This is a genomic window from Streptomyces sp. ISL-12, from assembly GCF_018614415.1.
Taxonomy (GTDB): Bacteria; Actinomycetota; Actinomycetes; order Streptomycetales; family Streptomycetaceae; genus Streptomyces.
Map to the genome: position 1 here is coordinate 71,772 of NZ_JAGGOO010000036.1, position 23,234 is coordinate 95,005.

23 protein-coding genes are annotated in these 23,234 nt (G+C 73.1%); 11 read left to right on the top strand and 12 right to left on the bottom strand.

The window, feature by feature from the left end:
• Position 1: 1 nt before the first annotated feature.
• Both J7I94_RS10750 and J7I94_RS10755 read left to right on the top strand, forming a co-directional pair.
• Positions 2 to 514 (top strand): hypothetical protein, encoded by a 513-nt coding sequence (locus J7I94_RS10750; protein ID WP_215166767.1) that lies wholly within the window; start codon positions 2 to 4, stop codon positions 512 to 514.
• Positions 515 to 618: 104 nt separating this feature from the next.
• Entirely contained in the window at positions 619 to 1,311 is a 693-nt protein-coding gene (locus tag J7I94_RS10755; protein ID WP_215166768.1) for a response regulator transcription factor, read from the top strand.
• A gap of 7 nt (positions 1,312 to 1,318) precedes the next feature.
• On the opposite strand, the gene J7I94_RS10760 is transcribed toward J7I94_RS10755, so the two are convergent.
• Positions 1,319 to 1,837: a vitamin K epoxide reductase family protein gene (locus tag J7I94_RS10760; protein WP_308114539.1), complete on the bottom strand. Its 519-nt coding sequence runs from the start codon at positions 1,835 to 1,837 to the stop codon at positions 1,319 to 1,321.
• 124 nt (positions 1,838 to 1,961) lie between these two features.
• Positions 1,962 to 2,384: a pyridoxamine 5'-phosphate oxidase family protein gene (locus tag J7I94_RS10765; RefSeq protein ID WP_215166769.1), complete on the bottom strand. Its 423-nt coding sequence runs from the start codon at positions 2,382 to 2,384 to the stop codon at positions 1,962 to 1,964.
• Between the two features lie 390 nt (positions 2,385 to 2,774).
• Here J7I94_RS10765 and J7I94_RS39225 point away from each other — a divergent pair, with 390 nt between their 5' ends.
• Positions 2,775 to 2,924, top strand: coding sequence for a hypothetical protein (locus J7I94_RS39225; RefSeq protein ID WP_215166770.1), 150 nt, complete (start codon positions 2,775 to 2,777; stop codon positions 2,922 to 2,924).
• Between the two features lie 187 nt (positions 2,925 to 3,111).
• Here J7I94_RS39225 and J7I94_RS10775 read toward each other — a convergent pair whose 3' ends face one another.
• Both J7I94_RS10775 and J7I94_RS10780 read right to left on the bottom strand, forming a co-directional pair.
• Positions 3,112 to 4,860 (bottom strand): GAF domain-containing sensor histidine kinase, encoded by a 1,749-nt coding sequence (locus J7I94_RS10775; RefSeq protein ID WP_251074953.1) that lies wholly within the window; start codon positions 4,858 to 4,860, stop codon positions 3,112 to 3,114.
• A gap of 268 nt (positions 4,861 to 5,128) precedes the next feature.
• A complete protein-coding gene (locus J7I94_RS10780) occupies positions 5,129 to 7,147 on the bottom strand; it encodes an FAD-dependent oxidoreductase (RefSeq protein WP_215166771.1) in 2,019 nt (672 codons plus the stop codon).
• A gap of 256 nt (positions 7,148 to 7,403) precedes the next feature.
• Between J7I94_RS10780 and J7I94_RS10785 the strand changes: the two genes are divergently transcribed.
• Positions 7,404 to 9,302, top strand: coding sequence for an NAD-binding protein (locus tag J7I94_RS10785; RefSeq protein ID WP_215166772.1), 1,899 nt, complete (start codon positions 7,404 to 7,406; stop codon positions 9,300 to 9,302).
• 203 nt (positions 9,303 to 9,505) lie between these two features.
• Here J7I94_RS10785 and J7I94_RS10790 read toward each other — a convergent pair whose 3' ends face one another.
• Positions 9,506 to 10,039 (bottom strand): EF-hand domain-containing protein, encoded by a 534-nt coding sequence (locus J7I94_RS10790; protein ID WP_215166773.1) that lies wholly within the window; start codon positions 10,037 to 10,039, stop codon positions 9,506 to 9,508.
• A gap of 415 nt (positions 10,040 to 10,454) precedes the next feature.
• Here J7I94_RS10790 and J7I94_RS10795 point away from each other — a divergent pair, with 415 nt between their 5' ends.
• Positions 10,455 to 11,291, top strand: a complete 837-nt coding sequence (locus tag J7I94_RS10795; protein WP_215166798.1) for a class I SAM-dependent methyltransferase — start codon at positions 10,455 to 10,457, stop codon at positions 11,289 to 11,291.
• A 40-nt stretch (positions 11,292 to 11,331) separates the two neighbouring features.
• Here the strand turns inward: J7I94_RS10795 and J7I94_RS10800 are convergent, their stop codons facing one another.
• The 4 genes from J7I94_RS10800 to J7I94_RS38260 are packed head-to-tail and all read right to left on the bottom strand — an operon-like array spanning position 11,332 to position 15,104.
• Positions 11,332 to 12,417, bottom strand: coding sequence for a terpene synthase family protein (locus tag J7I94_RS10800; protein WP_215166774.1), 1,086 nt, complete (start codon positions 12,415 to 12,417; stop codon positions 11,332 to 11,334).
• Positions 12,418 to 12,468: 51 nt separating this feature from the next.
• Positions 12,469 to 13,545: a polyprenyl synthetase family protein gene (locus tag J7I94_RS10805; protein WP_215166775.1), complete on the bottom strand. Its 1,077-nt coding sequence runs from the start codon at positions 13,543 to 13,545 to the stop codon at positions 12,469 to 12,471.
• Between the two features lie 57 nt (positions 13,546 to 13,602).
• On the bottom strand, positions 13,603 to 14,211 hold the full coding sequence (locus J7I94_RS38255) for a hypothetical protein (RefSeq protein WP_251074954.1): 609 nt from the start codon (positions 14,209 to 14,211) through the stop codon (positions 13,603 to 13,605).
• Between the two features lie 35 nt (positions 14,212 to 14,246).
• On the bottom strand, positions 14,247 to 15,104 hold the full coding sequence (locus tag J7I94_RS38260; protein ID WP_308114540.1) for an AarF/ABC1/UbiB kinase family protein: 858 nt from the start codon (positions 15,102 to 15,104) through the stop codon (positions 14,247 to 14,249).
• Positions 15,105 to 15,554: 450 nt separating this feature from the next.
• On the opposite strand from J7I94_RS38260, the gene J7I94_RS10815 reads away from it, so the two are divergent.
• Positions 15,555 to 15,884 carry a hypothetical protein gene (locus tag J7I94_RS10815; protein ID WP_215166776.1) on the top strand — a complete coding sequence of 110 codons (330 nt, stop codon included), beginning with the start codon at positions 15,555 to 15,557 and terminating at the stop codon, positions 15,882 to 15,884.
• A 463-nt stretch (positions 15,885 to 16,347) separates the two neighbouring features.
• Positions 16,348 to 16,791, top strand: coding sequence for a hypothetical protein (locus tag J7I94_RS10820; RefSeq protein ID WP_251074955.1), 444 nt, complete (start codon positions 16,348 to 16,350; stop codon positions 16,789 to 16,791).
• A 356-nt stretch (positions 16,792 to 17,147) separates the two neighbouring features.
• On the opposite strand, the gene J7I94_RS10825 is transcribed toward J7I94_RS10820, so the two are convergent.
• On the bottom strand, positions 17,148 to 17,333 hold the full coding sequence (locus tag J7I94_RS10825; protein ID WP_215166777.1) for a hypothetical protein: 186 nt from the start codon (positions 17,331 to 17,333) through the stop codon (positions 17,148 to 17,150).
• Positions 17,334 to 17,591: 258 nt separating this feature from the next.
• Here J7I94_RS10825 and J7I94_RS10830 point away from each other — a divergent pair, with 258 nt between their 5' ends.
• Positions 17,592 to 18,629, top strand: a complete 1,038-nt coding sequence (locus J7I94_RS10830) for a 3-dehydroquinate synthase (RefSeq protein ID WP_215166778.1) — start codon at positions 17,592 to 17,594, stop codon at positions 18,627 to 18,629.
• A 1-nt stretch (position 18,630) separates the two neighbouring features.
• Here J7I94_RS10830 and J7I94_RS10835 read toward each other — a convergent pair whose 3' ends face one another.
• On the bottom strand, positions 18,631 to 19,542 hold the full coding sequence (locus tag J7I94_RS10835) for an ROK family protein (protein ID WP_285442535.1): 912 nt from the start codon (positions 19,540 to 19,542) through the stop codon (positions 18,631 to 18,633).
• Entirely contained in the window at positions 19,539 to 19,973 is a 435-nt protein-coding gene (locus J7I94_RS10840; RefSeq protein WP_215166779.1) for a type II 3-dehydroquinate dehydratase, read from the bottom strand. The genes J7I94_RS10835 and J7I94_RS10840 overlap by 4 nt, the downstream gene beginning before the upstream one ends.
• Before the next feature lie 205 nt (positions 19,974 to 20,178).
• Here J7I94_RS10840 and J7I94_RS10845 point away from each other — a divergent pair, with 205 nt between their 5' ends.
• Genes J7I94_RS10845 through J7I94_RS10855 form a run of 3 tightly spaced genes read left to right on the top strand, consistent with a single transcriptional unit; the run spans position 20,179 to position 23,232 of the window.
• Positions 20,179 to 21,345, top strand: a complete 1,167-nt coding sequence (locus J7I94_RS10845) for a DegT/DnrJ/EryC1/StrS family aminotransferase (RefSeq protein WP_215166780.1) — start codon at positions 20,179 to 20,181, stop codon at positions 21,343 to 21,345.
• Positions 21,342 to 22,490: a Gfo/Idh/MocA family protein gene (locus tag J7I94_RS10850; protein ID WP_215166781.1), complete on the top strand. Its 1,149-nt coding sequence runs from the start codon at positions 21,342 to 21,344 to the stop codon at positions 22,488 to 22,490. The genes J7I94_RS10845 and J7I94_RS10850 overlap by 4 nt, the downstream gene beginning before the upstream one ends.
• A 43-nt stretch (positions 22,491 to 22,533) precedes the next feature.
• Positions 22,534 to 23,232 (top strand): HAD-IA family hydrolase, encoded by a 699-nt coding sequence (locus J7I94_RS10855; protein ID WP_215166782.1) that lies wholly within the window; start codon positions 22,534 to 22,536, stop codon positions 23,230 to 23,232.
• Positions 23,233 to 23,234: the final 2 nt, after the last annotated feature.

Below are 23,234 nucleotides of genomic sequence, written 5' to 3' on the forward strand. Positions count from 1 at the left end.
CGTGGCCCACCCCGTCCTGGCCCTGGGCCTCGCCCTGGTGACCGCCTCCGGCTGCGTCTGGTACCTGCCAGCCCTCGCCGACGTACGCGCCGGAGCGGACCGGCCGGACTCCCGGCGGGTGCGGGCGGCGGCCTGTCTGACCGGCTGGACCACGGTCGCCGCCGTCGCAGCCCTGCTCCTGCTGACCGCGTCCTGGTGGCCGCCCTGTGCCGCGGCCGGGGCGGGCGCGGCCCTCACGGCGGGCCTGTGGGCCCACGCGACCGTACGGCGCCGGCGCGAGGCCCGGGAGACGGTCCGGGACTGGGCGGCCCTGACCCAGGGCCCGCCCCCCGCCCCCGGTCCGCCCCGCCCCCGGCACCTCTTCGCCGCCTCCACGGCGTCGGCGGTCCTGCTGGCCGGCGCCGGCCGGAACTGGACGGCGTACACGGTCCCCGCCGCGCTGACGGCGCTGTTCCTCACCCTCGCGGCCGGCTGGGCGCGCGCGGCCCGCCGAGGGGCGACGGCCAGGCGGTGACAGCGGAGCGGGCCGGAGGACCAGGGCCGATCGGCCCTGGTTCCCAGGCCCGCGGTCACGGAGACTCGGCACAGCACAAGCAGCGTGAAGCGAGGAGCATGTCCATGGCCGACGGCGAGCAGCCCGGACCCGACCGCCCGATCAGGGTCTTCCTGCTGGACGATCACGAGGTGGTACGGCGCGGGGTGCACGACCTGCTGGACGACGAGCCGGACATCACGGTCGTCGGCGAGGCCGCCACCGTGGCACAGGCCCTGGTCCGCGTCCCCGCGCTCCGCCCCCACGTGGCCGTGCTGGACGTACGGCTGCCGGACGGCGACGGCGTGAGCCTGTGCCGGGAGCTGCGCTCCCGGCTGCCGGAGCTGGCCTGTCTGATGCTGACCTCGTTCGACGACGAGGAGGCCCTGCTGGACTCGATCATGGCCGGGGCCTCCGGATACGTGCTCAAGCAGATCCAGGGCTCCGACCTGGTGTCGGCCGTGCGGACCGTGGCCGCCGGCCAGTCCCTGCTCGACCCCAGCGCCACCGCCCGGCTGATGGCCCGGCTGCGCCACGGCCCGGAACCGGAGCCCGAGCCCGAGGCTCTGCCGGGCCTGACCGAGCGGGAGCGCGAGATCCTGGCCCTGATCGGCGAGGGACTGACCAACCGCCAGATCGGCAAGCGGCTCTACCTCGCGGAGAAGACGGTCAAGAACCACATCTCCCGGCTGCTCGCCAAGCTCGGCGTGGAGCGGCGCATCCAGGCCGCCGTCATCGCCACCCAGGCCCAGGACCGGCTGCGCCGCGACGCCCGCTGACCCGGCGTCACGTCACCGCTCGCGGCGGGCTGCTCCAGTACGGCCGGAAGCGGGTCGGCACGAGCAGCGCGATCAGGGCGTGCCACGCGGCGAGCAGCATCCCGTGGATGACCCGGACCACGTCCCGGACCCCGCGGGGCGACGGGACGACACCGCGCTCCAGGCAGTGCGCGGTGACGCCCAGCGCGGCCACGGCGGCGAAGGCGCCCAGACCGATCAGCGTGTCGGGAAAGCCGAACAGGCCGCCCCGCGGGCTGGACATGACGCTGCCGCAGCTCACCACGGGACTGATGTCGCTCGGCGGCCGGCAGCCGGGGGCGCTCAGCAGACGCCGGTCGTCCACGGTGAGCCGGAACGAGGCGAGCCAGCCGACGGCCCCGGACAGGACCATCACCCACCCCGTGCGGCGGCTCGCGCCCACGACGCGGTCGCGCCGGCCGGCCGGAGCCCCGGGCGCGAGCGCGGACCGTCGGCTCGTACGGACCGCCGGGAGCCGGCGGAGGAGCCGGGAGCGCGGGGTGCGCACCTCGGTGCTGCACCAGGCGACGGAGTGGCCCGACCTGCGGGCGGCGGCGGCCGGTTGGAAGCCGCGGCGGTTCCCGCAGCTCCTGATCCGGTTCGGATACGGCCCCGACGGCGGCCGCAGCCCCTCAGCGCGTACCGCGGGCTCCCCTGAGTTCGCGTCCGGTGACCATCTCGGACTCGATGCGGATGAACACCGCGTTCCGCAGCGGCATCCAGGAGGCGGGGCCGGACCGCGACAGCCGTTCGTGCTCGGCGGGGTCGCTCACCAGGGCGGCCCGCCCGGTGACGACCACGCTCCACCCGGACCGGGTCCGAGCGTCGAACTCGTCCGCCTCGAAGGCGACCACGACGCCGTCGACGGCCCGCACCAGATCCGAGTCGGGTGAGGTGCTCAGCAGCACGGAGGCGTCCGTGTCCAGGGAGAAGTTGACGGGGAGGACCGCGGGCAGTGCCTGCCGGGTGTAGACCACACGGCCGACCGGCACCTTGGCGAGCAGGCGCAGGCACTCCTGCCGGTCGAGTGCGCCGAAGGCATCGTTGTGGAACATCCGCCCATCGTCCCGGCGACCACCGCCGGCGGGTAGGGCCGGTCGGCCCCACCCCCCTGCCTCGGACGCGGGACCCGCGGCCCAAGCCCCGCCGCTGCCGCGCCGCCGACAGTGGTGCCGTACCACTCCGCGAGAGAAGGACGGACAACATGGTCCAGCCGTCGCAGTCGAAGGGCGGCGCCGCGTCGCCGGGCACTCCGGTGCCCGGCCGGGCGTGGCCGACCCTGGCCCTGGTCACCCGTCGGATTCGCCGTGAACTTCTGGGCGATGGGCGCTGCTCAGCCCGCTCGGCTCCCGGTTCAAGGACGGTCCCGCCCGGCTGCCGGCCGGGTCGCTGGCCGTGGTCGTCGCCGCGGAGGTCACCAGTGGTTCACCCCGGCGCTCGCCCCGGTGGGCACCGTCGCCTTCCTGTCCCTGGCCGCCGCGCTGGGCGCGGGCAGCGGGGCGCCCTTCGCGCTGGTGGCCCAGGCCACCCCGGCCGGGCAGGTCGGCGCGGTCACCGGCGTGGTCGGCGCGGCGGCTTCCTGCCACCGCTGCTGATGGGCGCGCCGTACGGCCGGTACGGCACGTACGCGACCGGCCTCGCACTGCTGGCGCCCGTGGCCGCCGCGGCACCGACCCTCACCTTCACCGGCGTACGTGCCACCCGCACCGCGGGGTTCCCGGCCGCGCTAGCCGGCCCGGTCCGGAAGGGTGCGAGAAGGGCGCGGCGGCCGGCCCGCCGGGTTCAGCCGTCCGCCGGTGCCCCCGCCGGGAGCGGAACCGTCCACCGCGCCACGGTCCCGGAGGGCTCGTTCGGCCCGACGGTGAAGTCGCCGCCGAGGTCGGTGGCGCGCCGGCGGAGGTTGGCGAGACCGCTGCGCCGGGTGACGCCGGGGCCGACGCCGGTCCCGTCGTCCGTGACGCGCACCGACAGCCGGCCGCCGTCGGTCTCGGCGGTGACCTCGACGTGCGTGGCGTGCGCGTGCCGGGCGGCGTTCGACAGGGTCTCGCGTACGACCGCCAGCAGGTGCCCGGCGTATTCGTCGGGCACGCAGGTGTCCAGCAGGCCGGTCATCCGCAGGGCCGGGGTGAAGCCGAGCATGCCGGCGGCCCGGTCGGTCTCGGCCAGCAACTCGGCGCGCAGTCCGCCCCGTCCGCCGGGCCGGTCCCGCTCGCGCAGCGCGTAGATCGTGCCGCGCACCGTCTTGATGGTGTCGTCGAGGTCGTCGACCACCCGCTGGACGCGCTCGGCGGCCTCGGGCCGGTCGGCGATCCGCCCGAGCACCGAGTTGAGGGTCAGTCCGGAGGCGAACAGCCGCTGGATGGCCAGGTCGTGCAGATCGCGGGCGATCCGGTCCCGGTCGGACAGGACCATCAGCCGCTCGGCCTCGCGCCGGTGCTCGGCGATCTCCAGGGCGAGCGCGGCCTGGTCGGCGAACCCGCTGATCATGGCCATCGTGGCGTCGGAGAACTCCGGCCGCCCGGGCAGGTTGGCGACCTGGAGTACACCGCGGGCGTGTTCCAGGTGACCGCCCAGCGGGAGCAGGAACCCCGGCCCCAGCTCGATCCGTCCGGCCGAGCCGCCCCCGTCCTGCGACTCCTCCGACAGCATGGCACTGGCTGTCCGCGTGTTGGAGCGGTACACCCGCGCGGCCAGCGTGACCGGCGGCAGCACCAGCCCCCGCACCCGCCCGGCGCCCTCCCCGTCGGCGGCCTCGATCACCAGCCCGTCGCCGCCGTCCAACGGCACCGCGACGGTGACCAGACCGGCTCCGGCCAGCGCCCGGACGGTGCCGGCCACCTGATGCAGCACCTGGTCGGGGTCGGTGCCCGACAGCAGGCTGCGGGTCAGGTCGCTGCTGGCCGCCAGCCACTGCTCACGGCGGCGGGTGTCCTCGTACAGCCGGGCGTTGTCGACGGCCACCCCGGCCGCGGCGGCGAGCGTGCGCAGGACCGCCTCGTCCTCGTCGTCGAACCGCGCCCCGTTCCGCTTGTCGGTCAGATACAGGTTGCCGAAGACCCGGTCGCGCACCCGCACCGGCGTCCCCAGGAACGTGGTCATCGGCGGATGCCCCTCGGGAAAGCCCACGGAGGCGGGGTGCGTCCCGAGGTCGGCCAGGCGCAGCGGCTCGGGCTCCTCGATCAGCAGTCCGAGGATGCCGTGGCCCTCCGGGTAGTGGCCGATCGTCGCGACGGTCTCCTCGTCCATGCCGACCGTGATGAACTGCTTGATCCGCCCCTCCTCGCCGAGCACCCCCAGCGCCCCGTAACGGGCGTCCACCAGGGTCACCGCGGACTCGGTGATCCGCCGCAGCACCACGTCGAGGTCGAGGTCGGAGCCGATGGCGAGCACCGCGTCCAGCAGGGTGTGCACCCGGTCCCGGGTCGCGCGGACCTGCGCCACCTGGGCCTGCAGGCCCTCCAGCAACTCGTCCAGCCGCAACCGCGGTGCCGCCGGACCGTCCTTCCGCCCCGCCGCCGGACTCTCCGCCATTCCCGCTCCCTCCGGGAAGGCGCCTGACGTCTTCCCCCCTCGTGCGGGACGGCCCTGTCGGCGCGCGAACAGGCGAACGAGGTACGGCCGTCCCTGGCGCTCAGATCCTATGGCCCCCGGCTCTCCCGCTCGAGGCCGCCCGACCGTGACGGGCGCCGAGCCGCTCCGGCGGTCCGATGCCCGTCGCGTGCGGGAGAACCGACGGCCCCGGTGTCACCCGGGGCCGTCGGCTACGTCGTGACCGGGCGCACCGCGCCGACCGCGCGGCTCACGCGGTGTGGATCTCCAGGGCGGTCCGTACGGCGGACTCCACGGCTCCCTCGATCCAGGCCGGCTTGACGGACGTGTGGTCCCCGGCGAAGTGCAACGGCCCCTCGGCCACGGGGATGGCGGGCAGCAGCTCCGTGTGCTGTCCGGGCAGCAGCACGGACGCCTCCCCGTAGGCGTAGGGGTCGCGCAGCCAGCTCTGGGTGCGGCCCGCGCCGGTGTAGAAGACCTCGACGCGCTGGCCGTAGACCTGCTGGAGGCCGCACAGGGCGTGCGGGTACCGTGCCTCGTCGTCCAGGGAGTCCCAGCGCAGCGCGTCGTCCGCCCAGCTGTAGGAGGCCAGTACCACGCCGCCCGCGCTGCCCGGAACCGGGTGGGACGGGTGGAACATGAACCGGTTGGCGTTGTCCGACACCGAGCCGCCGCCCACGACGTCGACCGCCTCCGGCTGATCACGGGCGACCGCGCGGTTGGCGGCGTAGTGCGTGCGCTGACCCTCCGTGATGTGCCCGTCGGGCACGGAGGGATGGGCCCCCAGCAGGCTGCCGTCCGCGGCGGCGCGGCCGGTGCGGTAGGCGTCGTACAGACCCGGGTCGATCGCGCGCAGCTCCCGCTTCCAGTCGGCCTCGTCGAATTCCCACCAGCGACGGCTGAACTCCAGCAGCACCTTGGTCGCGCAGTCGTAGTGCAGTTCGCAGACCGCCCGGCGCTTGCGGTACGACAGGGGCGGGGTGATCTGCACGTGGCGCAGCCCGGAGAACGGCACCGTGACCACGGCGACGTCCGCGGTGAACTGCTCCCGCACGACCGGGCCGTCGCGGCCCTCCGACACGGTGTCCACCCACACGTGCGGACCCTTGCCCCCGACGTGCTCGGTGTCCGCAGAGGAGCGGTCGGGGTGGTGGTACTGGACGCGCGTGACCCGGCGGTCGAACCGCACCTCCTCGCGGACGCGTTCCAGCAGGGCGTCCGGCAGTACGGCGGTGCCGCCCTCCAGCTCGTAGAAGGGCGTGTCGGGGCTGATGAGGGAGGAGCCGATGAAGCTGTGGATGAAGGACAGCGGGAGGCGTGAGGTGAGGTTCTCCAGGGTGCCGATCAGGTCGACGGTCCGCTCGTCGAAGCCGGCGTGCTCGGTGAGGAAGCGGAACATCGACCAGTCACCGAACCGCTCCACCACCCGGGCCCAGCCCTTCAGCCGCTCCGGGAGCGGCTTGTCGACCCGCTTGCCGGTCCGGTCCACGTAACTGAACTCGTCGCGCACCGGGTCCAGCGCGGAGCGCAGGATGGCGGCGGCGGTCGTGTCCCAGTGGGCCCGGGGCACCCCGAACGACCGGTTCACGCGCCGGGGCGCGCGGGCGTAGTCGGCGCGCCGCACACGGATGCCGTTGACGTGGATCCAGGTGCGGTTGGCGGGACGTCCCTCGCCGTCGACGTCGACGTAGTGGAAAGGCCGCTTCTTCAGGCCGAACTGGTCGATCAGCTCCATCACCAGGGGATGGCTGCCCGGGATGCGCATCGCACCGGCCTCGGCGTACTGGCGGGGGTCGGCGAAGGGCTGCTCGGCGCGCTCGTGGCCACCGGTGCGGAAGGTCTTGACGCGTCCGCCCGCCCGGTTGCCGTTGGCCTCCAGCACCGTCACCCGGTGTCCCGCCCGCTTCAGCAGCCAGGCGGCCACCAGACCGGCCGGTCCGGCGCCGATGACCAGGACTTTCTTGGGGCGGGCCCGGCGCTGGGCCGGCAGGCCCTTCTGGAGGACGTTCTGGTAGCGCGGTACCAGGGGGCGGTTGTCGGAGTCGAGTACGAGCAGGGCGCGAGCGACGGCGAGGCTCCGGGCGGAGTCGGTGCCGCGGCCGGCGCTCGGGGCGGCCGGCGTGGGCGGAGCCGCGGGGACACCGGGGGCCAGGGCCGTGGCGACACCGGGCGTCAGGGCCGTGGCCACCGTGGCCGTGCCGACCGCCGCCGCGAAACCCCTGCGGGAGAAACCGCCATCCGCACGCGTCACCGCGTGATCTTCAGTCATGGCGGACTTTGTACCGACGGCCATGACCGGGCACCCGCCTTTCACTCCGGTGCCTACCCGAAGGAGTTAATGCGGGGACCGGTCTTGACGTCCCGGCGGGGGTACCGGCGCGAACGGCTCGGGGACCCGAAGGGATGAACGCAGGGCGAACCCCGTCTGCCGCGGCGGCCGGTCACCCACACTGCGACATGCCTGCCCGTCACAGGTGAGACGCCTGCCTGTCACGGGTGAGGAGCGGGAGAGGGGAGGGGGAAGGGTGGCGCAGCGGCGTACTCCGTTCGGCGACAGGGCCCGTTACTGGTTCGACAGCACGCTGGCCCGCGGTGCCGCCGCGCTGGTCGGCTGGATGGCGTTGCTGTGCCTGGCCGTCGTGGTCCCGGCCAGCGCGGTGCTGGTGTGGACCGACCCGGACGCGCCGGCGCCCCTGGCGGACCGGCTGGTGAGGGTCTGGCAGCTCACCGGGGAGACGCTGCGGCTGGGCGGTGCGACGGGGACGCCGCCGCGGGTGCTGGTGTCGGTGCTGCTCGCGCTGGTCACGCTGCTGTACGTCTCGGCGCTCGTCGGCCTGATCACGACGGCGCTCACGGAGCGGCTCACCGCGTTGCGGCGGGGCCGCTCCACCGTGCTCGAACAGGGGCACGCCGTGATCCTGGGCTGGTCGGAGCAGGTCTTCACGGTGGTGGGCGAGCTGGTGGCCGCCAACGCCAACCAGCGGCGCGCGGCGGTGGCGGTGCTGGCCGACCGGGACAAGACCCTCATGGAGGAGGCACTGGCCACCCGGGTGGGCCCGGGCGGCCGTACGCGGCTGATCTGCCGCAGCGGTCCCACCACCGACCCGTCGGTGCTCCCCCTGGCCAGCCCGGCCACGGCCGGGGTCGTGCTCGTCCTGCCCCACGACGAACCCGACGCCGACTCCGAGGTGGTCAGGACACTGCTGGCGCTCAGGGCGGCACTGGCCGGGGCGGAACACCGTCCGCCCGTCGTCGCCGCCGTCCGGGACGAGGGGTACCGCCTGGCCGCCCGGCTCGCCGCCGGCCCGGGCGGTGTCGTCCTGGAGAGCGACACCGTCACCGCCCGGCTGATCGTCCAGGCCGCCCGCCGCCCCGGGCTCTCCCTCGTCCACCAGGAACTCCTCGACTTCGCCGGCGACGAGTTCTACCTGGTCACGGAGGCGGCGCTGACCGGCCGCCCGTTCGGTGAGGCGCTGCTGTCCTACCGGACGTCGAGCGTCGTCGGCATGGTGCGGGGCGGCACCCCGCTGCTCGGTCCGCCGCCCGAGACGCTCATCGCCCCCGACGACCTGCTGCTCGTCATCTCCCGTGACGACGACACGGTCCGGCTGGAGGACTGCGCGGAGTCGGTCGAGCAGGCTGCGATGGCGTCCGGCCCTCCGGCGCCCGCGCGAGCGGAGCGGGTCCTCCTGCTGGGCTGGAACCGCCGGGCTCCGCTCATAGTCGACCAGCTGCGCCGCCGCGCCCGGCCCGGATCAGCCGTCGACGTGGTGGCCGACCGGGGTGAGGCGGCGGTCCGCCAGGTCGGTGAGGCCGACGCACACAGCGGTACCGGTCTCCGCCTGACGCTGCACCACGGGGACGTCACCCGCCCGGAGACCCTGCGACGGCTGGACGTCCATTCCTACGACAGCGTGATCGTGCTCGGCCGGGACCCCGATCCCGGCCAGCCGTCGGCCGACCCCGACACCCGTACGCTCGTCACCCTCCTGCTGCTGCGTCAGCTGGAGGAGGACACCGGGCGCGAACTGCCGGTCGTCACCGAACTGATCGACGACCGGAACCGGGCGCTGGCCCCCATCGGCCCCGGAGCCGACGTGATCATCAGCGGCAAGCTGATCGGCCTGCTCATGGCCCAGATCTCCCAGAACCGGCACTTGGCGGCGGTGTTCGAGGAGCTGTTCTCCGCCGACGGCGCCGGGATCCGCCTGCGACCCGCCGCCGACTACGTACGGCCGGGCAGCGAGACGCCCTTCGCCACGGTCGTCGCCGCGGCCCGCCACCGTGGCGAGTGCGCCATCGGCTACCGGAGCCACGACGACGCGTCGACGAGCCCCGGCTACGGCGTGCGGATCAATCCGCCCAAGGACGAGCGACGCCGCTGGACGGCCGAGGACGAAGTGGTCGTCGTCGGCAGGGAATGAGGAACGGCCCGGGCGGCGCGGGGACTGGACGGGGCGGGGACTGCTCGGGGCGCGCGGGCAGGCTTCTTCATAACGCGCCCCGGTTCGCCCAGTGGTCCCGGAGCCAGGACAGCGTGGGGGCGAACAGGCGCTGGTCACCCTCACCCGTCGTGCGGAGCCCGGCGGCCCGCCCCTTGCGGAGCGAGCCGCCGGGCCGGGGTGGATCAGGCTGCCGGAGACGGTGCCAGCAGGTCTGCGGGGACGCCGCCCTTGTCAGGGGCGTAGAAGTTCTTGATCTCGGCTTCCCAGGCATCCACCCGGACCCGGTCGGCGTCATCGGGCCCGAGGGCCTCGAAAAGGGCCTGGATGTTCGGCAGTTCGAAGCCGACTCCCCTGAGCATGCCGGTGAACACCGGCCGGGTGACGGTCCCGCTGCCGTCCAGGTCACCGAGGCGTGCGAAGCCGGCCGCGAACTCGTCGACCGCCCCGCTGAAGCGCTCCGGCGACAGGACGCACGCCTGGAACTCGTCGTAGGTGATCCGGCCGTCGCGATCGGCGTCGAGTTCGCCGACCAGCGTGTTCCAGTAGCGGGTGAAGCCGGCGCGCATGGCCTGCTGACGGGTCTCGTCGGCCCCGGGCGCGGCCGCGGCAACCCGGTTGCTCATCAGTTCGAAGTCGTCGGATTCCAGGACGCCGTTGCCGTCGGCGTCGAACAGGGTGAAGACGAGCTTCACACGGTTGACCGCTTCACTGCGCATGGACTCTTGCCTTTCGTCGGGCCAGGAGACGGAACGGGGTGAGCCGTCGCGCAGTCACTATGCGGGCTGCGGAATCCGGTGTCCCCGGGAGAGCGGGCTTGTCGACAAAAAGAGCGAACATGGCGCCGATCCGGCATGAACCCGCACGCCGCGCATCGAACTCCCTTTGTCCGCAGTGAAGTTCATCGCGAACCGGCGTGCACGGCGCACGGGAGAGCGGCAGCGCCCTGTCCGGTCTCCGCACGCCCTACCGGTGGTCACGGGCCGCCCTCAATGATGAGAAGGCGTTCAACGCCCCAGCGGCATCCCTCGCTGTTCATGGTCCCGCTTCACCGACGGAGGAAACGTGGACGGCACAACGCGTCACAACACCGGTGCGGAAGGCGTGGAAGGAGGCGTAGGGGTGACCGCGCTCATGGTCGCCGCGGCACGGGCGATCGAGACCCACCGCCACGGCACCCTCGCCCGGGACGTCTACGCGGAGCACTTCGTGCGCGCCGCCGCGTCCGCCGACTGGCCGGTCCACCCGCACCAGGTCCCGGACGGGGACGCGAACCCCCTGTGGGGACGCTTCGCGCGCTACTTCGGTCTGCGGACCAGGGTCCTCGACGACTTCCTCCTCCGGTCGGTGCACACGGGTGACGCCCGCCAAGTGGTGCTGCTGGGAGCGGGGCTGGACGCGCGGGCCTTCCGGCTCGACTGGCCGCCCGGGTGCGTGGTCTTCGAGATCGACAGGGAAGGAGTGCTGGCGTTCAAGCACCAGGTGCTCGACGGACTGTCGGCCACCCCGAAGGCAGCGCGCGTACCCATTCCGATCGATCTCCGTGAGGACTGGGCCGGAGCACTGACCGACGCCGGCTTCGACCCGACCGCACCGGGTGTCTGGCTGGCCGAAGGGCTGCTGTTCTACCTGCCGGCCGTCGCCGAGACGCACCTCATCGGCAGGGTGGACCGGTTGAGCACGGCAGGGAGCGCCCTGGCGTTCGAGGTCAAGCTCGACAAGGACTTGCTGGAACACCGTGACAGCCCGCTCTACACCTCGACGACCCGGCAGATCGGCATCGACCTCCTCGACCTGTTCTGCAGGGAACCGCGGCCCGACTCCGCAGGCGACCTGGTGAGCAAGGGCTGGTCCACATCGGTCCACACCCCGTTCGACTTCACCCGCCGGCACGGACGCGGCCCGCTGCCCGAGCCGAACGACGCCCTGGCGGGCAACCGGTGGGTGTTCGCGGACAAACCCCTGCCGTGACAGCGCCAAGGGACTGGTGAAGTTCGGGTGCCCGAGTCCGTCAGAAGACGAGGTCGTTCCACCACCATGCGATGGACGGCAACTGCCTGGGGTCCTGGCGGCCGGGGCGGGGCGCGTCGGTCCAGCGGCCGACGGCTGCCTGGGCGGGGACACGGGCCCGGGCGGCGGGGGTGACGCCGTCCGGAGCGAGGTAGCGCGGTACGCGCAGTGCCCATTCGATGTTGCCGCGGATGCCGTGCCCGAGGTCGGTGAGGTAGTGGCGCAGGGACGTGCCGGCGCGAGGGGTGACCTGGTCGCGCAGGGCGAGGAACCGCTCCAGCACGGCGTCGCGCAGGGCGATGGCCTCGTCGACCGCCTGGTGGAGCGAGTAACGGTGCTGGACCCTGAGGACGTTGACGATGTTCTGTTCGGTCTGGTGGCGCGTGGCCTCCCTGGCGTGGGAGTGGCGGTCGTTGTCGAGGGCCGCGACCAGGATGGCCATCTCGGTCAGGGCGCGCACGGCGGGTGAGTCCATCTCGCGGTCGGGTACGTCGAGGCCGTTGGCGATCTCCAGCATCGCGTAGGTGGGTTCACCGCCGGCCGAGTGCAGTCGCATGGCGAGGTACTCGTCGAGGTCGGGCATGCGGCCGGTGGCCCGGTTGCCGATCTGCCACTGGACACCGGTGAGCCAGGCGCGGTGGGCGTGCTCGAAACGGCGGTTCTGGACGGGCCCGGCGACCGCGCGGAACAGTTCCCCGATCTCGTGCAGGACGGCGGCGTACGGGTCGGCGCAGTCCAGCCGGCCGGGTACCTCCAGGGCGCGCTGCACCGAGAAGGCCATGGTGGCGAAGGCGGCGGGGTCGGCGGCGTAGGGGCCTTCGTCGCAGCGGGCGTCGTCGAAGGCGAACCCCCAGTAGACCCACAGGGCGGCCGGCCACAGCCGGTCCAGGTCGGCGTCCGGGGCGAACCGGGCGTAGAAGTCGGCGCTGCGGCTGCCGGCGTACCGGGCGAGGTCGGTGTCGCCGCGGCACAGACCGCTCCGGGCGAGCCAGGCCAGGGCGCGTCGCTCGGCTTCCTCGGCCTCGGGATGGACGGCGGATGCGAGGGGACAGTAGAAGGGCGGGGTGTCGACGGCGGTACCGGCCACCGGTTCTCCTTTCGCCGCGGCGACGGCCGCGGTGCCGTACGGCGGACGCGGTCAGGCGGCGCGGACGGTGACCCGAGCCGCGATCTGCCGCAGCGCGGCGGCGATCCGGGGCGCGAGCGGACCGTCGTCCAGGACGCGCAGCGCCTGCGCGTACCGTTCGGTGATCATGTCCTCGACGCTGGCGCGGGCGCCGGTGTGCTGGAGGATGTGCCGGACGCGTGCGGCATCGTCCTCACCGAGGTCCGCCCGGCCGACCAGCGCGTCGAGCGTCCCGCGCTGCTCCGGCGTGGCGCGCCGGGTGGCGAGGGCCATGAGCACGGTGGGCTTGCCCGAACGGAGGTCCTCGAAGACGGGTTTACCGGTCACGGCGGGGTCGCCGAAGACTCCGAGGAGGTCGTCCCGCAGCTGGAACGCCTCCCCGAGGGGGAGCGCGTAGGCGGAGCACAGGGAGAGCAGGTCCCGGTCGGCACCGGCGAGGGCGGCTCCCAGCTGCAGGGGCCGTTCCACGGTGTACTTGGCGGTCTTCAGGCGGGCGATGGTCAGCGCCTCCTCCACGTCTTCGGTGGGCCGTCCGGTCGCCATCAGGTCCATGTACTGGCCCAGGAGCACCTCGCCGCGCATCGCGTCCAGCAACGGCAGCACGGTGTCGCGCTGCCGGGCGCTCAGCCCGGCGGTGTTGACGAAGGCGTTGGAGCAGGCCAGGGCCAGGTCGCCGAGGAGGAGGGCGGCGTTGGTGCCGAACGTGTCGGCGTCCGGCCTGGACCGGTGACGGGCGGCGAAGTCCCGGTGAACGCTGGGGCGGCCCCGGCGTGTGGGGCTGCCGTCGATGAGGTCGTCGTGGATCAGGGCGAAGGCGTGGAAGACTTCCAGGCTCGCCGCCGTGCGCCACAGGGTCTCCTCGCCGTCTCCGTCGCCGCCGGCGGCGTGCCAGCCGAGGACGCACAGCAGGGGACGGATGCGTTTGCCGGGCGCGAGGACGAAATCGGTCAGAGCCCGGGTCAGTTCGCCGGCCCGGCCCCGCTGGGAGGGGACCGAGGCGGGCGGGCGGCGCAGGCTCTGCGCCAGGACGGTGTCGATACGGTCGCGCAGGGCGTCGAGGTCGAGAGCGGGGGCGAGGTCGGTACTCATGGGGGTGGGCTTCCTCCCTGCGGACAGGCCGGCAGGCGGGGAGCGGTGACACGCTGGTCACCGGTCCTTCGCGTAGTGGTTCCAGAGCATCGTGGTGGCGAGCGCGAGGGACACCTCCGCCGCGCCTTTGCGCAGGCCGGAGGAACGGGTGGACGAGCGGGAGCCGTTGAGGTTCATGCGCATGGTCAGGTCCTGGTTGGACAGGTCCTTGGTGATCCCCCGCAGTTGCTGGGGGGCGGAGGCACCGGCCGTGATCACTTCCAGGGCCGTACGGACCGCCTGTTGCGGGGAGAGCGACTCCTTGACCAGGTCGGTGACGATGCCGACCAGTTCCTGGGAGAAGACGTCGATCAGGGAGAGCTCCGGGCACAGGTGCCGGATGGACCCCTCGATGTTGGCGAAGGACTTGCCCAGGATGGAGACCATGGGGCTGGTGCGGATGCCCCGGCGGGTGGAGTGCTGCAGCACGGCGGTGAGGGTCACCCCGAAGTTCAGCTCCTCCAGGGAGGCCGTGGCGATCTGCGGTACCAGCGAGGCCATGTCACCGGCGAACGCCGCCGTGTTCGCCCACGAGGTGGCACTCCCCATGTCGACCCAGGCCCGGGCCGTCCCGGCCCCGTCGTTCATCGCCAGGTTGAGGAGGAGCAGCAGGATGCTGGTGCTCATGGGGCGGTCGATGCGCCCGACCATGCCCCAGTCGATCATGGTGGCCGGGTGGCCGGGTGTCCGGGTTCCACGAAGATGTTCCCCGGGTGCGGGTCCGCGTGGAAGATGCGGTCGACGAAGTAGCCCCGGTACATGAAGGCGAGCAGGTCCTGACCGATGGCCCTGCGCTCCTCGGCGTCGAACCGGTCCTTGTCGGCCTCCCGGATCGGCGTCCCGGGGGCGAGACCCTGCACCAGGACCCGTCCGGTGGCCTCGACGACCTCGGGCACCGCCACGTAGTCGAAGTCCTCCGCCGCTTTGGCCGCCTCGGTCATGTTCCGAGCTTCCATCACGAAGTCGAGTTCGGGCCGCATCGCGTCGAAGACCACGTTGAGCATGGCCTCGACGTCGATGACCTCGTTGAAACGCCAGGTCCGCCGGGAGGCGAAACGGGACAGGGAGCCCATGAGCTTCATGTCGGCCTCGACCGTCTCGCGCACACCGGGACGCTGGATCTTCACCGCGACCGGCCGTCCGCCGGGCAGTTCCGCCCGGTACACCTGGGCCAGGGACGCGGTGCCCAGGGGGCGCTCGGTGTCGAAGTCGCGGAACCGCCGGGCCCACCCCGGCCCCAGCTCCCTGCGGAGCACCGGCTCGAAGTCGCCGAACGGGGCGGGCGATGCCCCGTCCTGCAGCTTCTCGAACTCGTCGATCATCTGCGGGGTCACGATGTCGGGCCGGGTCGCCAGCATCTGGCCGACCTTCACATAGAAGGGACCGAGGCTCTCCAGCGCGCGGCGGACGTTGCGGGCCCGGCGTACGGCCCCCTCCTCCGCCCGGCCGACGGGCATGGCTTCCTGCCGGACCAGGTGGGCGAGCACGCGCATCAGCACGCGTCCCCGGCCGGCACTCACCTGCCGCGCTCCCGTGCCGGGCGGTCCGCGTTCCCCGGTCCGGCCCCGCCCCGTCCGGGTCCGGACCGGCGCGGGCGGGCGAGCGGGGGGTCAGCGCGCATCGCGGATACGGTCGATACGGTCGGCCAGGCGTGCCACCTCGTCCCTCAGGGCTTCCGCGTCCTCCGCCCCGCGTGCCCTCGGTACCCTGCTCCGGCCCCCGGGATGGTCGTCCCCCTCGCCCCAGCGCCGGTCCATCCGCCCCCGGAGCAGTTCCAGTTGGTCCCTCAACGCCGTCAGTTCGTCCGGGTCGTCGTCGGGGTGGTCGTCGTCCGGCCGGATCCGCGGTTCCCGCCGGGGGCCGGACGCGTAGGGCTCTCCCTCGTCCGGGCGCAGCCGGTGCCGCGATCCGTCACCGGGCCGGCGGCCGTCACCGCGCCGGCGCCGACGGCCGCGGCGCCCGCCCCGGTCGTGGTCGTCATCGTCGCGGCCGTCATCGTCGTGGTCGTCGTCACAGCCGTCGTAGTCGTCGCAGTGGCGGTCATGGCGGTCATGGCGGTCATGGCGGTCATGGCGGTCACCGCGGTCACCGCGGTCACCGCGGTCATGACGGTCGCGGCGGTCGTCGTGGCCGTGGCGGTCGTCGTGGCCACGGCGGCCACGGTCACGATCGTCATCGTCGTCCAGTGCCCGGCTGACCGAACTCCGCAGGCCGCACTCGAAGTCCCCTGCTCTGTCCAGGGCGTCGTCCACGAGATCCTCCGTGGCGCGCACGATATTGCGCAGCGCGTGACTGAATGACGTACGGGAATGGCGACGGGACATGCGATGTGCCCTTTCCGGGAGGTGAGGGGAGGGGAAATGGGACAGCTTTCCGGCTTCCCTCATCCTGGCCGGTGGAGTCGGCCGAAAACGCTCCCCATATCTATTTCATTCAATCGAGCGAAGCGCTCTTTTTAGCCGGATTCGCGCGCCGTCGTACGCCGTGCGTTCACGAGGGGCGCACTGGCCTGGCCAGGCGGTTGTGGGCGCACGATCACATCATGGCCGGCTGCTCAAATGGATATAATCTCACCCCTGCCCTCGGCGTCACACGCCGCAAATGGCAACGGTCTCGGCGGTGACGGACAAGTATTCCGGCATCTCGACAACGGGAAAATCATCATGGTCGGCGTGGATTCGCCTCGGCGTGCCAGGGAATCAATCCCGAAAAGGTCCGGAGGTCGCCCGCCGGGAAACCCGGCGGGAGAAAGGAGGGCATCCCATGGCGAGGATCACGAGAATCGAGGCGCATGTGCGTACCGCTGACGTACCGCACGGGGGCACACAGGGGTGGGTCTATCTGGGCATCGCCGGCCGAGAGTTCGTACTCGACGCCGGCGGGACCGCCGGCGGCACCCGGACCGGTGACAACTGGACCTTCGTGCTCGGCGAGGACGCCAACGTCCGGAACCCCGCCTACAACGACCCGCGCAGGCCGCAACTGGACACCGACGACCTCGACCGCTACCCCGTCTACGTGAGGTTCGAGCCCGTGGGCCCCGACCCCGCATGGTGCCTGGACCGCGTCGTCGTCAATGTCAACGGCGACACCGACCACCCGCACACCTTCGACAACCCCGACCTCGCCGACTTCGGGGAGGACCGCCGTCTGTGGCTGGGCCAGGAGTACGGCAAGCGGCTCTACCTCAAGCGGTACGACAACTGACGCCACCGGACGCAGTGGTCGGCATTGGGCGCGCAAGCGTCCTGGCATGCTGACCTGGTGACCGCCGCGGCTGTACCAGGCCGACGCGGTGCCCGTACCCGTACACGATCCGTTTCCGTAGCGGTCTGGGGAAGCAGGTCGAGGAGGGCGGGTACGACACCGTCGGCCGCTGCGCGGGTTTGTCCTCGATTCGTCAGCGGGATCGGGTGGCTGACCTGCTCAGCAGTTCGCCCGTTCCGTCCTCGGGCAGTCCGCGGTGGGTCGTCGCGTGACGCCGCGGGCGCGCCGGGCTCCACGGGCCCGGAGTGCTGCCGGTTTTCTCCTTTCCTGGTCCTTGTCGGGGCGGTGCCCGGCCGTCAGGTGACGGCCGGGACGGTGAGCCGCCGCTGCCAGCAGGTGGTGAAGGCTTGGGCGCAGGGCCAGGTCGCGTCGGTGCGTAGCCATCGGCGTCGGGTGTGGTCGGCGGGCCGGGCCGATCCGGCGGCCGCCACGACGGTGCCCCGGGCCAGTCCTGCTGCGGGGTGGTGCGAGGCGCTGGTCATGCTGACGTTCCCTACCGGGGGTCGCGGTGCGTGATCTGTCGTGGGGTAGGGCCGCGGGGCACGTGCTGTTCGGATCGCTCGCGATGCCGGCGGCCGCCCGGTCGGAAGGGCGTCAGCCGGAGCTGTCGTCCGGCTGTCCACCGGCCGGACACGCGCCGGGCGGAAGGCGGTTGACCGCCGCGCGCGTCCGGGTAGGCATGGTACCGGGACCGGTGCCGGTGGGCGGCCGGGCATCGTACGAGGAAGGACGGGCAGCGCATGACGGCGTCGGCTCAGCCGCACACCCGTGTCATGGTCGAACTCGGCGAGCGCTCCTACCCCGTCGACATCGGGCCGGGCGTCCGGCACTCGTTGGCCGCCATCCTCGCCGGGCTCGGTGCGCGGCGGGTGGCGATGGTGTCCGCGCGGCCCGAGGAGTGGCTGCCGGACCCGGGGGTGCCGTCGGTGGTGCTGCGGGCCCGGGACGGCGAGGCGGACAAGACACTGGCGACCGTGGAGGAACTGGGCCGTGCCTTCGTGAGGTTCGGGCTGACCCGCTCCGACGCGGTCGTCTCCTGCGGCGGTGGCACCACCACCGACGTCGTGGGACTGGCCGCCGCGCTGTACCACCGGGGGGTGCCCGTGGTGCACCTGCCGACGTCACTGCTCGCCCAGGTGGACGCCAGCGTGGGCGGCAAGACGGCCGTCAACCTCCCCGAGGGCAAGAACCTGCTGGGCGCCTACTGGCAGCCGGCCGCCGTGCTGTGCGACACCGACTATCTGCGCACGCTGCCCGAGCGGGAGACGCTCAACGGATACGGGGAGATAGCCCGCTGTCACTTCATCGGCGCCGGCGACCTGCGCGGGCTGCCGCTGCCGGAGCAGATCGCGGCGAGCGTGGCACTCAAGGCGTCGGTGGTCGCCGCCGACGAACGGGACTCGGGGCGCCGGCACATCCTCAACTACGGCCACACACTGGGACACGCCTTGGAGATCGTGACCGACTTCGCGCTGAAGCACGGCGAGGGCGTGGCGGTCGGCACGGTGTTCGCGGGCCGTCTCGCGCTGGCCCTCGGCCGGATCGACGCGGCACGGGCGGCCGAGCACCTGGAGGTGGTGCGGAGTTACGGCCTGCGGACCGCGCTGCCGGCCGGGGTCGACGCGCGGCGCCTGATCGAGGTGATGCGGCTGGACAAGAAGGCGACGCACGGGCTGACCTTCGTCCTGGACGGCCCGGACGGCCCCGGGCTGGTGTCCGGGGTGCCCGAGGAGACCGTCGTCTCGACACTGGCCGGGATGGACCGGACACCTGACTGAACTACCCCGTCGGCAGGCCCCGGGCCAGCAGCACCGCGCCGTGCAGGGAGGACAGCCCGCCCAGCAGCGCGGGACGTACCGGGGGCAGTGGGTGCCCGGGGCGTTGCAGGGCCGCGGTCCGCTCGGCCACCATCGGCACGAGGTCCGGCACGGTCGCGGCGAAGCCGCCGCCGACGAGGACCAGCGCCGGGCGCGTCAGTTCGCAGACGCCGGCCACGGCCGCGGCGAGCGCGGCGCAGCTCTCCCGCAACGCGGCCACGGCCCACGGCTCGCCGTCGGACACGGCCTGCCGGAAAGCGGTGAACGGCACCTCCGCTCCCCGGTGCCGGGCCGCGCGGCGCAGAGTCGCCGGGCCCGAGGCCGCCGCCTGCACACAGCCGCGCCGTCCGCAGTCGCACAGCGGTCCGTCGCGGTCGACGACGAGGTGGCCGACCTCGCAGGAACCACGCCCCACGCCGGGAACGGGGCGCCCGGCCAGCACCAGACCGCCACCGACACCGGTGCCGACGCCGAGGTAGAGGAGGTCCGCGCAGCCGGCCGCGTCCGCCTCGGCGAGGGCGGCCAGGTCACCGTCGTCGGCGCACGCCACCTCGGCGGCACCGAAGAGCGCGGACAGGGCGGCGCCCAGACCGAACCCGGCCCAGGCGGGGCGGCCCGGCCAGACGGTGACCGTGCCGGCGGCGTCGAGCGTGGCCGGCAGGGCGACCCCGACGCCGCGCAGCCCGTGCGGGCGCCCCGCGCACAACTCCCCGACGTGCCGGGCCAGCAGGCCGAGATCGTCCTCGGGACGGGAGGCCCGGCCGGCCCACCGGAAGGACGACTCCGTCACGCCACCGTCGTCGTGCTCGACGCGCAACGCCACCTTCGTGCCGCCGATGTCGATGCCCAGCCGGCCGGCGGCTCCGGCGGTCAGGCCGGCACCTTCTCGAGCAGGGCGCGGGCGGCGAGCCGGTACCCCAGCGCGCCGAGCCCGAAGACGACGCCGGACGCCAGCGGCCCGGTCACCGACTCGTGGCGGAACTGCTCACGGGCCCACACATTCGACAGGTGCACTTCGATCCACGGCCGCGGATAGTTCGCCAGGGCGTCACGCAGACCCCAGCCGGCCATCATCAGGGCGGCCGGATTGATGATGGCGCCGACGGTGTCGTAGTTCCCCTGAATAGTGCGGATGATCTCCGCCTCACCGTCGAACTGATAGGAGTCCACTTTCCAGCCGCGCTCCGCGACCTCTGCTCCCACCCAGCGTTCGATGTCCTGCAAGGTATCGGTTCCGTATATCTCGGGCTGGCGGGTTCCGAGTATTCCGAGATTCGGCCCGTTCACCAACAACAGCCTGCTCACAGCGCACCTCACCCGGTTCGTCACGGACTTCCATCTATAGCACGGGCCTCGCGGCGCACACCCCGCCGAATGCCCGCCGCATACCCGGGAGCCGTTTTTAGGGGCTTCTAGGGGGGTGTTGAGGGGGAATGACGCGGCTGTCGTCGGCCGGTTAGCGTCTTAAAGCGATCGCCTCTGCATATCGCGTCGAGGGAAGTGGGGAAACATGAGCAAGGGTGTGCGTCTGGAATCCGAGCTGCCCGGCTGGCCGCAGTACGACGACGCGGAACGCGAGGGACTGATACGGGCGCTGGAACAGGGCCAGTGGTGGCGGATCGGCGGCGGCGAGGTGGACGCCTTCGAGGCCGAGTTCGCCGCCGCCCACGGCAGTCCGCACGCCCTGGCCGTCACCAACGGCACACACGCGCTGGAACTCGCCCTCGAAGTGCTCGGCGTCGGCGCCGGCTCGGAGGTCATCGTCCCGGCGTTCACCTTCATCTCCTCCTCGCAGGCCGCGCAGCGGCTGGGCGCGGTGGCCGTGCCGGTCGACGTCGACCCGGGTACGTACTGCGTCGACCCGGCGGCGGTCGAGGCCGCGATCGGACCGCGGACCGCGGCCATCATGCCGGTGCACATGGCGGGCCAGATGTGCGACATGGACGCGCTGGGCAAGCTGTCCGCCGACTCGGGCGTACCACTGGTCCAGGACGCGGCCCACGCGCAGGGCGCGCGGTGGCGCGGCCAGCGGGTCGGGGAGCTGGGCTCGGTCGCGGCGTTCAGCTTCCAGAACGGCAAGCTGATGACCGCCGGCGAGGGCGGCGCGGTGCTCTTCCCCGACGCGGAAGGGTACGAGAAGGGCTTCGTGCGGCACAGCTGCGGCCGGCCGCGCACCGACCGCGGCTACTTCCACCGTACGTCCGGTTCCAACTTCCGCCTCAACGAGTTCTCCGCGTCGGTGCTGCGCGCCCAGCTCGCCCGGCTCGACGCACAGATCGACACACGCGAGGCACGCTGGCCGGTGCTGAGCCGGCTGCTGGCCGAGATCCCCGGCGTCGTCCCGCAGGCCCTCGACGAGCGCGGTGACCGCAATCCGCACTACATGGCGATGTTCCGGGTGCCGGGCATCACCGAGGAGCGGCGCGCACGGGTCGTGGACACCCTCATCGAGCGGGGGCTGCCCGCGTTCGTCGGGTTCCGCGCGGTCTACCGTACCGACGCCTTCTGGGAGGTCGCGGCGCCGGAGCTGACCGTGGAGGAACTGGCCCGCCGCTGCCCGCACTCCGAGGCCCTCACCCGGGACTCCGTGTGGCTGCACCACCGTACGCTGCTGGGCAGCGAGGAGCAGATGCACGAGGTCGCCGCAGTCATCGCCGACGTACTCGCGAGCGCATGAGCGCCCCGCCCTCGTCCCCGGCCCTGCCGCCCGTCCGCACCGCCGTGATCGGCCTGGGCTGGGTCGCCCGCTCGGTCTGGCTGCCCCGGCTGCTGCGCAGCCCCGCCTTCACCGTGACCGCCGCCGTCGACCCCGACGAGCGCGGCCGGGCCGCCGTCGCCGGCTCCCAGGGGGCGGACGCGACCGGGCTGTCGGTGCTGGCGGCCGTCGCCGACCTCGATCCCGCAGAGGTGGACCTCGCGATCGTCGCGGTCCCCAACCACCTGCACTGCGCCGTCGCCTGCGAACTGCTCACCAAGGGCATCCCGGTGTTCCTGGAGAAGCCGGTCTGCCTGACCTCCGAGGAGGCGGAACGGCTCGCCGCCGCCGAACGCGCGGGCGGCACGGTACTGCTGGCCGGCAGCGCGGCCCGCCACCGCGCCGACGTACGCGGTCTGTACCGGGCCGCCGAACGCCTGGGCGAGGTCCGGCACATCGAACTGGCCTGGGTACGGGCGCGCGGGGTGCCCGACCGGGGCGGCTGGTTCACCCAGCGGTCGCTCGCGGGCGGCGGGGCGCTGGTCGACCTCGGCTGGCACCTCCTCGACATCGCCGTACCGCTGCTGGGCACCGCCGCCTTCCGGCACGCCATCGGCACCGTCTCCGCCGACTTCATCACCCAGGCATCCTCCCGGGCCGCCTGGCGCGACGACGACAACGATGCCGAAGGCGACGGCGACGCGGCCGGGGGCGGCGGCACCGACGTCGAGGACACCGCGCGCGGCTTCCTCGTCACCGACGACGGCCGGTCCGTCGTCCTGCACGCGAGCTGGGCCTCGCACGAGGCGGTGGACACCACCCGCGTCACCGTCGACGGCAGCGCGGGCAGCGCGACCCTGCGCTGCACCTTCGGTTTCAGCCCCAACCGCCTCGGGGAGTCCGTGCTGACCCGCACCGCCGACGGCACCACGCGCCAGCTCGCCGTGCCCACGGAACGCGTCGGCGCCGAGTACGACCGGCAGCTCGCCCTGCTGCCCGGCCTGTTGCACGACCCGGCCGCACGGGGCCGGGCGATCGACGAGGCGCGCCGCACCATCGGCGCCATCGAGCGGGTCTACACCTCGGCCCGCACCGTCCAGGAGGTCCGGGAATCAGCCCCGGTGTGACCGCACCGGGGTGCGCCGTGACCACGTTCCACGGGAGTCCCCGATGAACAGCCAGTCCGTTCCTTCCGTCCCTTCCGTTCCTTCCGTTCCATCCCCTTCCGGCGTCACCTCGGTGGTCTTCGACCTCGACGGTGTCCTCGTCGACAGCTTCGCGGTGATGCGCGAGGCGTTCACCCTCGCCTACGCGGAGGTCGTCGGCCCGGGCGAGCCGCCGTTCGAGGAGTACAACCGGCACCTGGGCCGCTACTTCCCCGACATCATGCGCATCATGGGGCTGCCGCTGGAGATGGAGGAACCCTTTGTCCGCGAGAGCTACCGGCTCGCCCACCTGGTGGAGGTGTTCGACGGCGTGCCGGAGCTGCTGGGGGAGCTGCGCCGCCGGGGGGTACGGCTGGCCGTGGCCACCGGCAAGAGCGGTCCGCGGGCCCGTTCGCTGCTGGACACGATCGGCATCCGCGACCGGTTCGAGGCCGTCCTCGGCTCGGACGAGGTGGCGCGGCCCAAGCCGGCGCCCGACATCGTGCTCAAGGCGATGGACCTGCTGGGCGCCGACCCCGGGCGGACGGTGATGGTCGGTGACGCCGTCACCGACCTCGCCAGCGCCCGCGGCGCGGGTGTCACCGCGGTGGCCGCGCTGTGGGGGGAGACGGAGGAGGCGACGCTGCTCGCCGCGGACCCCGATGTCGTCCTGCGTCACCCGGCGGAACTCCTGGCGCTGTGCCCGGCGGTGCCGGTGTCCTGACA

Coding starts and splice junctions, on each gene's coding strand:
- J7I94_RS10790 (WP_215166773.1), bottom strand. CDS start 10,039: ATGCGCAGTGAAGCGGTCAACCGTGTGAAGCTCGTCTTCACCCTGTTC.
- J7I94_RS10850 (WP_215166781.1), top strand. CDS start 21,342: ATGAGCGCCCCGCCCTCGTCCCCGGCCCTGCCGCCCGTCCGCACCGCC.
- J7I94_RS10765 (WP_215166769.1), bottom strand. CDS start 2,384: ATGTTCCACAACGATGCCTTCGGCGCACTCGACCGGCAGGAGTGCCTG.
- J7I94_RS10845 (WP_215166780.1), top strand. CDS start 20,179: ATGAGCAAGGGTGTGCGTCTGGAATCCGAGCTGCCCGGCTGGCCGCAG.
- J7I94_RS10830 (WP_215166778.1), top strand. CDS start 17,592: ATGACGGCGTCGGCTCAGCCGCACACCCGTGTCATGGTCGAACTCGGC.
- J7I94_RS10805 (WP_215166775.1), bottom strand. CDS start 13,545: ATGAGTACCGACCTCGCCCCCGCTCTCGACCTCGACGCCCTGCGCGAC.
- J7I94_RS10755 (WP_215166768.1), top strand. CDS start 619: ATGGCCGACGGCGAGCAGCCCGGACCCGACCGCCCGATCAGGGTCTTC.
- J7I94_RS10855 (WP_215166782.1), top strand. CDS start 22,534: ATGAACAGCCAGTCCGTTCCTTCCGTCCCTTCCGTTCCTTCCGTTCCA.
- J7I94_RS10780 (WP_215166771.1), bottom strand. CDS start 7,147: ATGACTGAAGATCACGCGGTGACGCGTGCGGATGGCGGTTTCTCCCGC.
- J7I94_RS10825 (WP_215166777.1), bottom strand. CDS start 17,333: ATGACCAGCGCCTCGCACCACCCCGCAGCAGGACTGGCCCGGGGCACC.
- J7I94_RS38255 (WP_251074954.1), bottom strand. CDS start 14,211: ATGAGCACCAGCATCCTGCTGCTCCTCCTCAACCTGGCGATGAACGAC.
- J7I94_RS10775 (WP_251074953.1), bottom strand. CDS start 4,860: ATGGCGGAGAGTCCGGCGGCGGGGCGGAAGGACGGTCCGGCGGCACCG.
- J7I94_RS10820 (WP_251074955.1), top strand. CDS start 16,348: ATGGCGAGGATCACGAGAATCGAGGCGCATGTGCGTACCGCTGACGTA.
- J7I94_RS10795 (WP_215166798.1), top strand. CDS start 10,455: ATGGTCGCCGCGGCACGGGCGATCGAGACCCACCGCCACGGCACCCTC.